Consider the following 14960-nt stretch of genomic DNA (forward strand, 5'->3'; position numbering starts at 1 on the left):
TGGGGTCAGAGTCGACTCTGAGTCGACTCTGACCCCACTCTGACCCCCACTATTACCAGCCGCAGGCGCGGTCTTCGTTCTGCTCCTGCAGCCAGTCCATCAGCGGCGCGAAGTACTCGACCATGGCGGTGCCGTCCATCTGGCGGCTGCCGGTGAAGGCTTCCAGCGCTTCTGGCCAGGGCTTCGAGGCGCCCATTTCCAGCATGGCGTTGAAGCGCTCGCCGACTTCCTTCGAGCCGTAGACCGAGCACCGGTGCAGCGGGCCTTCCCAGCCTGCGGCCTCGCAGGCGGCCTGGTGGAACTGGAATTGCAGAACGTGAGCGATGAAGTAGCGCGTGTACGACACGTTGCCCGGGATGTGGTACTTCGAGCCCGGGTCAAAATCGCTGTCATTGCGCTCCACCGGCGGACGAATGCCCTGGTACTGGGTGCGCAGCGCCCACCAGCCGTCGTTGTACTCTTCCGGCGACAGTTCGCCGGAGAACACCTGCCAGCGCCACTTGTCCATCAGCAGGCCGAAGGGCTGGAACGCCACCTTGTCGAGCGCGCGGTCCATCAGCAGGCCCAGGTCGGAAGAGGCATCCGGCACCTCGTCCAGCAGGCCAATGGTCTGCAGGTACTCGGGGGTGATGGACAGTGCCACCATGTCGCCGATGGCCTCGTGGAAGCCGCCGTTGGCGCCGCCCTGGAAAATCGGCGACTGGTCCTGGTAGGCGCGCTGGTAGTAGTTGTGACCCAGCTCGTGGTGGACGGTGTTGAAGTCGTCCGCATTCACCTTGGTGCACATCTTGATGCGGATGTCGTCCTTGCCGTCCAGGTTCCAGGCCGAGGCATGACAGACCACTTCACGGTCGGCCGGCTTGGTGATCTGCGAACGCTCCCAGAAGGTCTGCGGCAGCGGCTCGAAGCCCAGCGAGCTGAAAAACGCCTCGCCGGTCTCGACGATCTGCAGCGGCGTGTAGTCGTTCTCAACCAGCAGTTCGGTCAGGTCGTAGCCGGGGTCGGCGGATTCAGGGCCCACCAGGTCGTAGATGTTGCCCCAGCTCTGGGCCCACATGTTGCCCAGAAGGTCGGCGCGGATCGGTTGGTCCAGTGGCACGACCTCGTCGCCGTATTCCTGGTTCAGCTCGGCGCGCACGTGGCACTGCAGTTCCTTGTAAAGCGGCTCGATCTGGCCCCAAAGGCGATCGGTCTCGGCGGCAAACTCGGCTGGCGGCAGGTCGTAACGCGAGCGCCACATTGAACCAACATCGTCAAAGCCCAGCTCACGCGCGCCCTCGTTGGACAGCGCCACCATGGCGGCGTAGTCGCTCTTCATGTTGCCGCCGTCCTCGCGCAGGGCGACCGGTACTTCGCGCCACTTGGTCCAGATTTCAGCCAGTTTTTCGGGGTCGCGCACGGTGCCCATCATGGCTTCGAGGTCGTTGCGCGGCACCATCTCGCCGTCCAGCTCGATCTTGCCTGTGGCGTAGGTGGAGCCCATGCGGGTGTTGATCTCGGCGAGTTCACCGGCGGCGCCGGCGCGGGTGGGTGCCGGCAAGTTCAGCCCCAGCTTGATGGCCTCCATCTTGCGACGCATCTCGGCCGGCAGTTCAACATCATTGAAGTCCTTGGCGCGGTTGGCAAAGGCCACGCCCTTCTCGGTGCCCTCGGCGCTCACCTTCGTCGACAGCCAGTTGGTGTCGAAGGTGATGTTGGTGGCCTGGGTCCAGGCGATACGAGCGGAGTACTCGCCGAACTCGCGCTGGAACTGCTCGACCTCGGTGATGAAGGCGGCGGCGTCATCCACTGTCGGCGTGGCATCACTGTTGTCCTGGGCCAGCGTGGAAACGGGCAGCGCCGCGGCGATGGCCGTGGCGAGGCAAATCCTGATCAGTGTTTTGTTCATGATATGTCCGGTGAAGCTTCGAATTCGAAAATGGCGTGTACGATAGCGTGAAACACCCACGGTTTCACGGGCAGCTGGTCATGGTCGGTCGCAGCAGCGGCTCGATTGATCGATTCAGGGTACCGGTCGGGGAAAAGACGCGGCGCATTCGAGCACATCGACAGGGCGGCCATCGGCGTCCCCCGTTCCCGGTGTCGGCTCGACCGATACCCGTGACTGTGCGTCCGGAAGCCCGGACAATGCCAGCGCCACGACCCGGGCGACACCGCAGGCGCCCAGTTCCGTGAAGTGGGTGTTGTCCTCGACGCCATCGGGAAAGCGTGCGTTGGCGTTTTCCGGCGACAGCCACAGGAAGTCCTGCTTGGTGGGCTCCCTGCCAAGGGACTCGAAATACGCCAGCGAGGCATTGGACAGGTCGATAAACGCCGCCCCTGCCTCATCGGCAGCCAGGCCGGCGTTGAGCGCGTAGAGCCCATGGGTTTCCACCATCGCCGGGCCTTCCCACAGGCGATGCGCGGCGGGTGACAGGATCACCGGGGTCGCGCCAAGTGCTTCGATGTCACGGGCGAAGCGGACCATGTTGTCACGATAGTTACCATCCGCGGGCGCGTAGCGCTCCGGCGCGTCGTCGCGTGAATCGTTATGGCCAAAGCTGATCAGCACCAGGTCCCCGGCCTGCACCATCTCCAGCAGCGCGTCCCACTTGCCTTCGTCGATGTAGCTCTTGGTGCTGCGGCCACTGACGGCGCGGTTGATCACGGTGACGCCGTCCGCGGTGAAATAGGGCAGCGCCTGCCCCCAGCCCGCCTGCGGCGCGCGTTCGACCGGATAATCGGAGGCCGTGGAGTCGCCGGCGATGAGGATGCGTGAGGGGGGTGAACCCATTGCCGTCATGGCCATAAAGAGGGCAGTGACGGTGACTGCGGCCAGCAGCATGGCTCGAGCGAGGGACATTTCGATGAGGATTCTCGGCATGGTGGTCAACGTGTTCATTGGGGGCGGTCGGACATTGTAAACAGCAATAACCACCGGTATAGAATGACCGCACAACAAAAGGGGAATACGGTCATGACCCAACCGCACACCAGTCGGCGCCTGGCGCACACGCTGCTGTCGGCCTTCCTGCTGTTCTACCTTTGCGCCTGTTCATCCATGCGCACGGTGAATGTTGAAAACGCCATGCTGTACGCGCCGCCTCCGGGCATCCACGCGGGTACGCTGGTTGAGGTCAAGACCATCGGCGGCGAAACACTGGATTTTCGCGTCACCGAGGTCACCGAGGAAGGCCTGCACGGCGAGCCGGGCTTCATCCGTTACGCGGACATGCGCAGCCTGAAGGCGGAAAAGCCACCCGAATCGAAGACCGAATTCTGGCCCATCGTGCTGGGCATCCTGGGTATCGTCGCGGTGGTGGCACTGGTGTCCAATGCGGACAGTGTCAGGGTGTGTAGCGGTACGCCGTGTTCAGGCCCGGAGCCGGAACCCCACTGATCGCGCAGATATCCTACGCACGATTTCGTCGCCAGGCGCTAGAATGGGGGAAATCCAGAGTCATTTCGGGGGTTGTTGTGATCAATACGCCAGTCCGCTTACTTGTCCTGTCTTCACTGCTGGCATCCGGTGCGGCACTTGCCGCGCAGTCCACGCCCGTGCCGGAAATTTTCCAGCGCGAGGACCCAACGTCCAACTTCACCATCCATTACCAGGATGTCGATGTCGTGCTGAAGACAATGGTGGTCGATGTGGGCCGCTCCACGCGCGAGAAGGCGCAGGAGCAGCGCGCGCAGACCGGCACTCGCATGACGACCAAGGTCAAGGTCGATACCGCGAACGAGGGCAACCGGTTTTTCTTCGAAGAGTTCGAGGACAACGATCGCTACAAGGCCATTCTGACGAATGTTCGTGAGAGCCTGGAAGCCGTCCCCGAGCAGGTGCCGCTGGGCGCATTCAACCGCAACGAACAACTGGCGTACTGGCTGAATCTCTACAACATCACGGTCATCGAGCAGCTGGTGGGCATGTACCCTGAGCGCAACCTGAAGAAGGAGCTGACTGGCCGCAAGTCTTTCCTGGACCAGAAGGTCATCACCGTTGCCGGGCACGAGCTCAGCCTGAACGACATCCAGCACGGCATCCTGGCGACCAACTACCCGGATGACCCGATGGTGATGTACGGCCTTTACCAGGGCATCATCGGCGGCCCGAATATCCGCAAGGGGGCCTATTATGGCGCCACGGTACGCCGCCAGTTGCAGGACAACGCCGAGGAATTCATCAACTCCAATCGCGGCACGCAGGCCAGCGACCGTGAGTTCGAAGTGTCCAGCTACTACGGGCGTAACCAGCAATACTTTCCCGACTTCGATGCCGACCTGAAGCAGCACCTGCTGCGGTTTATCGAGGGGCCGGAGCGTACCGCGCTGCAGTCAGCGACGCGCCTGGACCCGGACATCGACGACTGGACCATCACCGACCTCTACGGGACGATGAAGTCCAAGGGTGGCAGCTTTGCCACCAGCAAGGCGGCCATGCTGGATTCAGTGACGACGCAACAGCCCGGCAACGAGGGCGGCGGTGGCGGCCCGGCATTCGCCCAGAACGAGGGCAACATGATGTCGGCGTCCTACTCGATGGCCACGGCCTCGGTGCTGGAGAAGACCCCGCCGGGCATGCGTTTCAGCCCGGATGTCATGGCGCACCTGCAGGACATCAAGACCAAGGAAGAGGCGACTTTCCTGGACAAGGAAGGCACGGTCACCGTCGAGGAACTGGGAGAGAAGGGCCAGCAAGGCCAGTCTGACCAGTAAGCCATTGTGCTGAACCCGCGCCGGTCCGTTCGGGCCGGCGCGCCACCACCAACCCAAATCGAGGTCAGTCATGGATCGTCTGCCACGAAGCTTTTGTGTGCTTTTCGCCAGCCTGGTGTCAATCACTGCCGTCGCCGATGCACCGCGCCCGGTTGCGGACATGTTCAAGCATGCCGATGACAGCTCGACGTTCGTCATCGATTACGGTGACGTCGACGTCATCCTGGGCACGATGGTGATCGATATCGGCCGTTCGACCCGGGAAAAGGCGCCAGAGCAACGCGCCGAAACCGGTACCCGCATGAAGGCCAAGGTGAAGGTCGATACCGCCAGCGAAGGCAACCGGTTCCAGTTCGAGGAGTTCGAGGACAACGAGCGCTACCAAACGGTGCTCAGCAATGTGCGTTACGCGCTGGCCGCGATGCCTGACCAGGTGCCTTTGGGGGCGTTCAACCGCAATGAGCAGCTGGCCTACTGGCTGAACCTCTACAACATCACCATGCTGGACGAACTGGTGAAGATGTACCCGGAACGGAACCTGAAGAAAGAACTCACGGGCCGCAAGTCATTCCTGGACGACAAGCTGCTGACCGTGGCCGGCCAGCCGCTGAGCCTGAATGACATCCAGTACGGCATCCTGCCCACCAACTACCCGGCCGACCCGCTGGTCATCTACGGGCTTTACCAGGGCATCATCGGCGCGCCGAACATTCGCAAGTCCGCGTACCGGGGCGCCACGGTCCGCAAGCAGCTGGCTGACAACGCGGAAACGTTCGTCAACGCCAACCGCGGCACCCAGGCGCGCGATGACGATTTCGAGGTGTCCAGTTTCTATGAGCGCAACAGCCACTACTTCGCGGATTTCGACGCCGACCTGAAGGCCCACCTGATGAACTTCATCGATGGGGAAGAGCGTGTCGCATTGCAGTCGGCCCGGCGGCTGGACCCGGACATCGATGACTGGACCATCACCGACCTGTACGGGTCGGTGGCCAACATTGGCGGCAGCTTCGCCAACAGCAAGGCGGCGATGCTGGACTCGGTGAGCACCCAGCAGCCCGGCAACCCGATTGAGCCGGGGAGTCCGGCCGGGCCGGCCTTCGCACAGACGCTGGGCAATACCATGTCGGCCTCGTTCTCCATGCCCACGGCCTCGGTCATGGCCAAGACGCTGAACGCCATGCGCTTCAGCCCGGATGTGCTGGCGCAGTTGCAGGACCTCAAGGCCCGCGAGGAAGCGGCCTACCTCGACAAGGAAGGCACGGTCACCGTCGAGGAACTGGGTGAAGTGGGTAACCGGGACACAGACTAGATCGCGCCTTCCAGTTCCAGTAGCTGACGCTTGGTCTCCAGCCCGCCGGCGAAGCCGGTGAGGCTGCCGTCGGCGCCGACGACGCGATGACAGGGCACCACGATGGGCAGCGGGTTGCGGCCGTTGGCGGCGCCCACGGCACGCACCGCGCGCGCCCGTCCGATACTCAGGGCGATATCCCGGTAGCTCCGTAGCTGTCCGTACGGGATCGCGGCCAGCGCCCGCCAGACCTGCTGCTGGAATGCCGTGCCCGATGCCGCCAGCGGCAGGTCGAACTGGCGCCGCTGGCCGGCGAAGTATTCTTCCAGCTGGCTTCTCGCGGCGGCGAGCGCCGGGTCGCCTGGCTGTCCTGGGGCGGCCTCAAGGTGTTGCCCCGGGAAGCGGATTTCCACCAGGTGGCCATTGTCGGCCACCAGTTGCAATGGGCCGATCGGGGAGTTCATGGTCAGTGTGTTCACAGGCTTCTCCAGAGCAGGTTTGCGGCATAGGTCCTGAACGGTCGCCATTCCGATGCCGCGGTTTCAAGTGATGTCTCGCCGCCAAGCGCATCCCAGGCGCGCAGCAGGCCAAGGTCTTTCGCCGGCCAGGCGTCCGGGTCGCCCAGCCCGCGCATGGCGACCATCGAGGTCGTCCACGGGCCGATGCCCCGGATGCCGGCCAGCGCTTCCAACCGCTGTCCGTCCGGGGTGGAGCCCAGCATTTCACAGGCCGCCTTCAGCGCCAATCGCCGGCTGTTGGGCATGGGCAGGTGGCCCTCCGCCAGGCGCGCGATGGCGGCAGGGTCGGGGAAGGCGTTGTCCGGCAGCGCCCCGGCGATCCCCGCACAAACGGTGCGCGCCGCATCGACGCTGACCTGCTGGCCAACGATCGCCCGCACACAGGCTTCCTCGACCGACCAGTGCACCGGCGCGCGAATGCCGGGAAACCGCTGCAGCAGCGCCGCGAGTGCGGGCCAAGCACCCAGCACCTGGGCGATTACGTCGGGGTTCGCGTCCAGGTCGAACATGCGGCGCACGCGCGACACCATCGTCAACAGGTCGGCGGTGACCTCGGTTTCGATATCGAGCGCGAGCGCGTGCCGACCCTTAACCGGGGAAACGGTCAGCGTGGCCGGCTTGCCACCCCATTCGACACGCCGCTGGTAGCGGTTCGCAGTCACTGACTCCACGCCCTCGATGGCGTGGCGGCCAAAGAAGTTGATGACGCCTTCCCAGTCATACGGCGGCCGGTACTGCAGTTGCAGCCGAATGGGGCCGGGGTGGGTCACGGCCTTGCGCCGCCGCAGGCGCGATGGCGGCATGCCAAAACTGTCGAGGACGGCGCTGTTGAAGCGCCGCAGGCTGCCAAACCCGGCGGCGAAGGCCACCTCGGTCATCGGCAGGTCGGACTCGGCCAGCAACTGCTTGGCAAAAAGCAGGCGCCGGTTCAGGGCCACGTCCAGCGGTGACACGCCCAGGTCTCGCTCAAACAGCTTGCGCAGGTAGCGCTCACCCACGCCCAGCCGGTCGGCCAGTTCACCCACGCTGCCGTCGTTCAGGGCGCCGGCGTGGATCAGGGACAACGCGCGCCGCACGGTATTGCCGGTCCCGGCCCAGGCGGCACTGCCGGGCGCCGCCTCCGGTCGACAGCGCAGGCAGGGGCGAAAGCCGGCCTGTGCGGCCTGAGCGGCCTCGCGGAAGTAGCTGACATTCTTTTCCGCGGGCGGCCGGGCAGGGCAGACCGGGCGGCAGTAGATGCCGGTGGTGCTGACGGCCAGGAAAAACTCGCCATCGAACCTGGGGTCGCGCGACAGCCGCGCGCGCCGGCAGGTTTCCGGGTCGGGCAGTTCACCGGCAACGGGGGCCGGCGTCGCATTGAATTCGTGGTTGTCTGGCGCGGTGTTCATGGGACTACTATAGCCCCGGGAGCGGTCCTTAACTCGCCAGATTCGGCCCTGTATGCCCTAGGCGGGCAGGTCGGCGTCGACGATCTCGTAGCTGGTGGTGAACGTGGCCAGCGCCTTCAGCTGTGCCGAGGCCGAGCAGTACTTCTCCATGGCCAGGTCGATCGCGCGTTCGACCTTCTTCGGGTCGATGTCGATGCCCTTGACCACGAAGTGCATGTCCACGGCCGTGTAGACCTTCGGCATTTCCTCACGGCGGGTGCCGCCGATTTCGACATGCGCGTCCATGACCTTCTGGCGACCCTTCTTCAGGATCATGACCAGGTCGATGGCGGCGCAGCCAGCGGTGCCCAGCAACAGCATTTCCATCGGCGACATACCGACCTGCTTGTCGCTGTCCATGACAATGGAATGACCGCTGCCGGCGGTCCCCATGAAGCCGAGGTCTCCGACCCACTTGACGGTGTGATCACGTTTCATGGGCGCAATGTAGTGCATCGCGGGCCCGGGTTAAAGGCCCGCGATGCACGTGGGAGTGCTTCTCAGTGAGCGTCAGACGCCCGCGGCGATGTCGTATTCGATCTCGTGCTCGTCGCCCGCGCTGTGGTCATCATCGAGTTCGATGTACAGCACCCGGAGTTCCTCGAACGTCATGCCGAAGGTTTCATGAACACGTTCACCGCCCGTGGCCATTTCCGAGGTGTAGCTGGTGAACGTGACATTCCGGAAGGTGTAGCGGAACTGCAGGTGCCGGGTTTCGCCGCTGTCCTGGTAGATTTCCACGATCACTTCGTCGAAGACCTTGCCCTGCAGCGTGGCCAGGTTGATGTAGACCGAGGCCGAGTCGGCCCATTTGCCCATCATCACCGGCCCGACCTCGGCCCTGCCGCGTGCGCGGCCGCGGCCCACCTGCGCCGATTCCTCGCGAATGACGGGGTAATGGAAGCTGGCCAGGTCGATCCAGCCCTCCTTCTGGCTCACATTTGATTCGCCTGGAATGTCAGGAATGTAAATGTACGCGGACACATCAGCGAAGGCGCCGGGCGCCAACGCCAGGCCCGTAAACAGCGTGAACGAGAATAACAGTGGTTGTAGTTTGACCATGATGCCCCCCGGGTGATATGGATTGGACTCAGTTAAAACATAGCAACGCCTGCGAAAACTGCCACCAGGGATATAAACTCAAGTCATGTCCCGGCGCCGTACCATCCTGCTCATCACCGCTGCGACGCTGGTCCTGCTGATTGGTGGGCTGGTGGCCTGGCTGTTGACATCCGACCTGGGGCGATTCCGTGCGACTTTCGAGAGTGGCTTGAGCAGCCGGCTCGGCCGGCAAGTCAGTTTCGACCAGTCTTTGAGCGTCCACCTGGGCAGGCATTTGCGGATAGCTGCTGCCGGTGTGCGTGTCGCCAACCCCGAATGGGCGGAACATGACGATATGCTCACGATTGAACGGGTTGAGCTGCAATTGAACATGCTGAGCCTGTTTCGCCAGCCGGTTCGCGTCATTGAACTTAATGCCCGCGGCGTGAGGCTCAATGTTGAGCAGGACGAGGCGAGGCGCAGCAACATCCCGGGCGTGGACACTCAGGGCGACCGCGCGGCTGAACAGCAGGGTGGGGAGCCGGGCCCACTGCCGGTTGTGTTCGAGCACGTGGAGCTGTCGGGCTTTGAGATGGCGTGGTCCTCGCCCACAAGAGACACCCCGTTGCTGGTCAGCGTCAACACGCTCATCCAGCGCCTGGACGACAGCCGCAACATCGAGGTACAGCTTGCCGGGAACGTCAACCAGCTGCCCGTCAGGTTCAGCGGCCGCGTCGACAGTATTGATACCTTGCTGACCGGTCGCGATGTCGTGTTCAACGGCGAAGGGCGTGTCGGTGATGTGCACTTTTCCGGCCACGTCCATGCCGACGACCTGGCCCGGCCCCGGCAACCCACGTTTGATCTGCGGCTCGATGGCGATGATTTCGGCCAGGTGGCCCTGTTGGTGGGCCGGCCCGCACCGGCCGGCGCCTTTTCGCTGCAAGCGGTATCGCAGAGGGTGGGCGATGCCATCGAAATGACGCTCGACGGGCGCATAGACGAAATCACGCTACAAGCCGATGTGGCCACGTCGGACCTGTCCGATCCGCGCCAGCTGGGCCTGGAGGTCGCCGCGAACGGGCCTCGCCTGGGTAAGCTGGCCGAGTTCTTCGGGCTGGGCGAATGGCCCATGCTGCCGTTCGAGTTGCAGGGCCGGCTGAAACGCAGCGATCGACAGCTTGACATTGAATCGTCCAGCCTGGTCGTAGGTGGCGCCCGCCTGGAGGTTGACTGGCAGTTGCCCAAATTGCCTACACTTGCGGGCGGACAGGGCCATGCCAGCCTTGAAGGCGACGACCTGGCCGCGTTTTCCCGATTAATGGGTGGCCGGGGCAGGGTTGAGGGGGCGTTCAGGGCTGACCTGGCCCTGGTGTCCGCAGACGATGGCAGCGGGACAATCAGGGGCCACCTGGAAACATCGTTGGGGGACATCACGGTGTCCGGTACGCCGGGAGACGGCCCTCACCTGGTGGGCTCGGAGCTCAACCTGGTATTCAACGGCAACAGCGCCGATGCCGTATTGCAATGGTTTGGCGTGAATGGCTTTGCGCCAGAACCGTTCCGTCTCAGCGCGGGCGCAACCATCGGCGCGGACCACGTCGATATCACCGAGGGGGCGTCAATCGAAATGCGTGGCAGCCGCCTGCGTTTCGATGGGCGGTTGCCGACGACAGGCAATCTGCATGGCACTCACCTGAACTTCGGCCTGGACGGTGAGGACCTGCCCGCCGTGGCGCCTGGCCTGGGTTCAGCACTGCCCGGCGGGGCGCTGACGGTCATTGGCGAGTTGCAGTTTGATGACCAGGTGCTCAGGGTCAATGGCCTTGAACTGGTCACAGATGATGTCGCGGTAAAGGCCAATATCGCGCTCGACATGCCAATCGCGTCTTCGACTGGCCAATTCGATATCACGGTGCACACCGACGCACCGGACCGCCTGGTGGCACAACAGTGGCCAGCGACCCTGTCCCCCCAGCCGCTGGACCTTGTCGCGCGCGGATACGCCCGGTCCGGTGAATGGGATATTGACCAGGCCCGTCTGCAATTCGGCCCATCATCACTGGCCTTGCGGGGGCGAATCGGCGCCTATCCGGGGTTTCGAAACTCAGCGCTCACGCTGGATATCGAGTCGCCCGGCCTTGACCAGTTGGGCCAGTGGGGTGGCCGGCCACTGCCTGGCCTGCCGATGCGATTGTCCACACAGTTGGTGGGCTCGCCCCGTGTCTTTGGGCTCACCGGGCTGACGGCGGTCCTGGGTGAAACGGACCTGGCGGGAACGGTAAACGTGCGGCTCGACGGCGACCGGCCCGAGTTGCGCGCGAGCCTGGCATCAAAAGTGCTGGACCTGGTGCAACTAGCCGGTGCAAAGAACCCGGAAAGCCAGGCTGCCGATCCGCTGCCACGCAAGCCCGGTCTGCCGTTTGACGATACCCGCTTGCCGTTGCAGCCACTGGCGTTGTTGAACATGGACCTCGATTATTCTGCCGACGTCCTGAAACTGGAAAGCCGGCAGTTCAGGAGCCTGTCGTTTCACGCGCGCCTTGCCGATAGTGCGCTTGTCGTCGATTCCCTGCACGCCGTTGGCCTGGCTGGAGACATGAGGGGTGGGTTTTCGATCAGGCCACGTGCGGAGGAATCGGGCTCGGCGGACGTGTCTGTTAATGCCACGGCCAGCGGCCTACGCTTCAACCTGAGCCGCGACCTGGTGCCAGACCCCAACGCGCTTCCCACGATGGACTACGAGATCAATGCAAACGGCCATGGCAGCACCCTTTACCAGTTCTTGGAGCACCTGGAGGGGTCGTTTTACGCGGAAGTGGGCAGTGGCGAAGTTCCTGACAGCGTTCTCGCGGTCTTTGATGTCGGTTTACTTGAACAGGTCTTCAACACCATTTTGCCCGGGCGGGTCTCCGATCCGACGACCCGGCTGGCCTGTGCCGGTGCGCACTTTGTCGCACGCGATGGTGTGCTGCGGTCGGAGCCGGGCATGATGCTGGTGACCGACAAGGTCAGGATGTTTTCGCAAGGCGAAGTCAACCTGGGTGACGGAGGTATCGACCTCAGTTTCGAATCCTATGCCAACCGCATCTACCAGACCAATATTACCGAGGTGCTGGTTAACCCCTATATCCGGTTCACAGGCACGCTGGCACAGCCCAGGCTGGGTCTCGACACCAAGAAGGCCGTGTTCAGTGCAGGTCTTGCCATCGGCACCAGCGGCCTGTCGATCCTCGCGCGTGAACTGCTAGGCAGCGCCCAGCGCTCCACTGATCCATGCGCTGATAACCTGGCCATTTTGCGTAAATCCAGGCCGTCGCCCAGTGCAGGCAACCCGGACGACAACGACTAGAGCCGGGCGAACAGCCGGTCGATATCCTCCACGTCGTGGTATAACCCGAAGCCAAACCGCAACCGGTCTTCCCGGCTGTCGGTGATGACGCCCAGCTGGCGCAGGCGTTTCCGGTGGCTTAGCGCATCCGCGGTACGGAATGTCAGGAAATGTCCGAAGCTGCCTGTCCCCTGCTGGACGTGCAGCAGGTCTTCCAGCCCCAGGCCGAACAGGCCGCGTTCATCGACGCAGGCCATGAAATGTCGTTGCAGGTCACGGACATGCGCGTGGATCAATGGCACATCAATGCCCTCGTCGCGCCATAACGACAGGACGCCGTTAAGTCGAAAGATTCCGGACGGGTCAAAGGTCGCACCCAGGAACCGGCGCCCATCCGGGGCGTAGTTGACCGCGTCCTCGTGGGCGTCCAGTGCGTCGAATTCCGCGAACCAGCCGGTGTACAGGGGGCGCAGCGTATCGGCGGCGGCCGGCACGGTCATGAAACAGGCGCCTTCGCCAGACTGCAGGTACTTGTAGCCGCCGGCCAGGTAGATCACCCGGTCTTCGATAGCGCCCAGGTTGGTCGGCAGTGCGCCGCAGCCGTGGTAACCATCAATGACCACCAGGCTGTCCGCCGGGGCCTGGCCGGCCAGTTGCTCCATAAAGTCGATGGCCAGGCCGGAATTGAAGAACACCTGGCTGACGTAGATCATGTCCCAGCCACCTTCGCTGGCCCGGTCCAGGAAGCGTTTGCCGAAGTCACGGAATGGCAGGGTGGGCACCCGGTCAACGTGGATGTTGTCGTACTCCTCCAGCCTCAGCGCCTGGCGGCTGAAGCTGTAGAACTCGGAGTCGGTGCTGAGAATCCGCAGTGGCCGGCGCAGGTCGAAACAGGACACCAACCGGAAGAACAGGCTGTGGGTATTGGGTGCGAAGGCGATGCGGTTCGGGTCAGACAGGCCGAGCATGTACGCGAGTAAACTGCGCGTCTCTTCCTCCACCGGGTTGATGGCGCGCTCCCACTTTTCGTCGGCCCAGCAAAATGCCGCGTCGATGCAGTCCGATTGCGCCTCGCCGACGCGGTCCGGCCACAGGTGGTGGCTGTGCGCGGCGAAATGCAGGCGGTCTTCCATCGCGGCCAGGCTGCGCCGGTACAGCGGTTTGAAACTCCTCGTGGCCATGTGGGTCCCCCTGTTCGCTCGATACGGGTTTGCCGACTATAGTATCGTCCCGACTGGCACCCAGGACACGAGCAGGCATGGCACGAACCCATTTTCCAGGATTGAACGGCATGGGCGTTGCCCTTGCCCTGATGGCTTCCCTGCTGGCAACGGAGCTCCAGGCGCAGGACGACGCGCCGGCCTTTGCCCAGGGTCGCGTGATCGGCCAGGTGCCGGCGGTGCTGCCGCAGCGCGAGCGGCCACCGGTGATCAACCGCCTGGTCGAGGACCGGCTCGATACACTTTTGCCGAAGCTGATGCGTGAGACCGGCATCGACATGTGGCTGGTGATCAACCGCGAATACGCCGAAGACCCGGTGTACTTCACGCTGGTCCCGCATCCGGTGCACGCGGCCCGACGCACGACCATGCTGGTGTTTCATGACCGCGGTGAAGGGCAGGGCGTGGAGCGCCTGACCGTGAACCGTTACCCATTCGGGTCGATGTATGAATCGGCCTGGTCCGGCGGCAACCTGGACGAGCAGTGGCAAGGGCTGGCGGAACTGATCGCCGACCGGGACCCCGCCAGGATCGGTATCAATGTCAGCGAGACCTGGCCGGTGGCCGATGGGCTGACCTCGTCACTGCACCAGCGCCTTCGCAGCGAACTGGGGCCGGAACTGGGCGAGCGCCTGGTCAGCGCCGAGAACCTGGTGGTGCGCTGGATGGAGTCGCGCAGCGAGGCGGAACTGCAGGTCTACCCGCATATCGTCAGCATTGCCCGGGCGGTCATTGCCGAGGCATTTTCCGAGCAGGTCATCACGCCGGGCGCGACCACCACCGACGAAGTCGCCTGGTACATCGCCGAGCGCTTCGCGGCCCTGGAACTGCCGATCTGGTTCATGCCCTACGTGAATATCCAGCGGGCCGAATTCGAGTGCGGCGACAATGACCCCTTCTGCGGTCGTTCCAACGAAGTGATTCTTCCTGGTGATGTGCTGCACACCGATGTCGGCGTCTGCTACCTGCTGTTGTGCACCGATACCCAGGAAATGGGCTACGTGCTGCGCCCGGACGAGACCGAGGTGCCGGCCGGCTTGCGCCGCGCGCTGGCGGCGGGCAACCGCTGGCAGGACCTGCTGACCGCGAATTTCGCCAGCGGCCGCACCGGCAACGAGATCCTGGCCGCCACGCGGGACGACTGCGAACGCGAGGACCTGCGCTGCCTGACCTACACCCACCCTATCGGCTTCAACGGCCACGGCGTGGGGCCGACCATTGGCATGTGGGACAACCAGGGCCCGACCCCGGTACGGGGTGACTGGAAACTGTCCGCGCACACGGCCCATTCCATCGAGGGCAGCGTCCGCAGCCCGGTGGACGAGTGGAATGGCCAGGACGTGGCCATCAAGCTGGAGCAGGATGCCGTATTCGATGGCGAAGGCGTGTGGTACCTGGCCGGCCGCCAGACCGAATGGCTGGTGGTACGCTAGGGCG

The 14960-nt window shown here is 63.8% G+C and carries 12 protein-coding genes; 5 read left to right on the forward strand and 7 right to left on the reverse strand.

Annotated elements, in window-relative coordinates; translation table 11 throughout:
• Nucleotides 1-52 precede the first annotated feature (52 nt).
• Entirely contained in the window at nt 53-1888 is a 1836-nt protein-coding gene (locus tag F3N42_RS13425; RefSeq protein WP_150865001.1) for a M2 family metallopeptidase, read from the reverse strand.
• Nucleotides 1889-2002: 114 nt separating this feature from the next.
• Nucleotides 2003-2842, reverse strand: coding sequence for a rhamnogalacturonan acetylesterase (locus F3N42_RS13430; protein ID WP_191621428.1), 840 nt, complete (start codon nt 2840-2842; stop codon nt 2003-2005).
• A 114-nt stretch (nt 2843-2956) separates the two neighbouring features.
• Between F3N42_RS13430 and F3N42_RS13435 the strand changes: the two genes are divergently transcribed.
• The 3 genes from F3N42_RS13435 to F3N42_RS13445 all read left to right on the forward strand — a co-directional run bounded on the left by F3N42_RS13435 (nt 2957) and on the right by F3N42_RS13445 (nt 6007).
• Nucleotides 2957-3379 carry a hypothetical protein gene (locus F3N42_RS13435; RefSeq protein WP_150865003.1) on the forward strand — a complete coding sequence of 141 codons (423 nt, stop codon included), beginning with the start codon at nt 2957-2959 and terminating at the stop codon, nt 3377-3379.
• A 77-nt stretch (nt 3380-3456) separates the two neighbouring features.
• Complete coding sequence (locus F3N42_RS13440; RefSeq protein WP_150865004.1) at nt 3457-4695, forward strand: DUF547 domain-containing protein; 1239 nt, start codon at nt 3457-3459, stop codon at nt 4693-4695.
• A gap of 70 nt (nt 4696-4765) precedes the next feature.
• Nucleotides 4766-6007: a DUF547 domain-containing protein gene (locus tag F3N42_RS13445; RefSeq protein WP_150865005.1), complete on the forward strand. Its 1242-nt coding sequence runs from the start codon at nt 4766-4768 to the stop codon at nt 6005-6007.
• On the opposite strand, the gene F3N42_RS13450 is transcribed toward F3N42_RS13445, so the two are convergent.
• The 4 genes from F3N42_RS13450 to F3N42_RS13465 all read right to left on the reverse strand — a co-directional run bounded on the left by F3N42_RS13450 (nt 6004) and on the right by F3N42_RS13465 (nt 8993).
• On the reverse strand, nt 6004-6465 hold the full coding sequence (locus F3N42_RS13450) for a methylated-DNA--[protein]-cysteine S-methyltransferase (protein ID WP_318190956.1): 462 nt from the start codon (nt 6463-6465) through the stop codon (nt 6004-6006). The two genes, F3N42_RS13445 and F3N42_RS13450, sit on opposite strands and share 4 nt — an antisense overlap.
• Nucleotides 6462-7892, reverse strand: a complete 1431-nt coding sequence (locus tag F3N42_RS13455) for an AlkA N-terminal domain-containing protein (protein ID WP_150865006.1) — start codon at nt 7890-7892, stop codon at nt 6462-6464. The genes F3N42_RS13450 and F3N42_RS13455 overlap by 4 nt, the downstream gene beginning before the upstream one ends.
• A 57-nt stretch (nt 7893-7949) precedes the next feature.
• On the reverse strand, nt 7950-8369 hold the full coding sequence (locus F3N42_RS13460) for an OsmC family protein (RefSeq protein WP_150865007.1): 420 nt from the start codon (nt 8367-8369) through the stop codon (nt 7950-7952).
• 72 nt (nt 8370-8441) lie between these two features.
• Nucleotides 8442-8993, reverse strand: a complete 552-nt coding sequence (locus F3N42_RS13465; RefSeq protein ID WP_150865008.1) for an Hcp family type VI secretion system effector — start codon at nt 8991-8993, stop codon at nt 8442-8444.
• Between the two features lie 85 nt (nt 8994-9078).
• Between F3N42_RS13465 and F3N42_RS13470 the strand changes: the two genes are divergently transcribed.
• On the forward strand, nt 9079-12324 hold the full coding sequence (locus F3N42_RS13470) for an AsmA family protein (RefSeq protein WP_150865009.1): 3246 nt from the start codon (nt 9079-9081) through the stop codon (nt 12322-12324).
• On the opposite strand, the gene F3N42_RS13475 is transcribed toward F3N42_RS13470, so the two are convergent.
• Entirely contained in the window at nt 12321-13484 is a 1164-nt protein-coding gene (locus F3N42_RS13475; RefSeq protein WP_224784938.1) for an aminotransferase class V-fold PLP-dependent enzyme, read from the reverse strand. The genes F3N42_RS13470 and F3N42_RS13475 overlap by 4 nt on opposite strands.
• Nucleotides 13485-13594: 110 nt before the next feature.
• On the opposite strand from F3N42_RS13475, the gene F3N42_RS13480 reads away from it, so the two are divergent.
• Entirely contained in the window at nt 13595-14956 is a 1362-nt protein-coding gene (locus tag F3N42_RS13480) for a M24 family metallopeptidase (protein WP_150865010.1), read from the forward strand.
• Nucleotides 14957-14960: the final 4 nt, after the last annotated feature.

This window comes from Marinihelvus fidelis (assembly GCF_008725655.1).
In the GTDB taxonomy this organism is placed as follows: Bacteria; Pseudomonadota; Gammaproteobacteria; order Xanthomonadales; family SZUA-36; genus Marinihelvus; species Marinihelvus fidelis.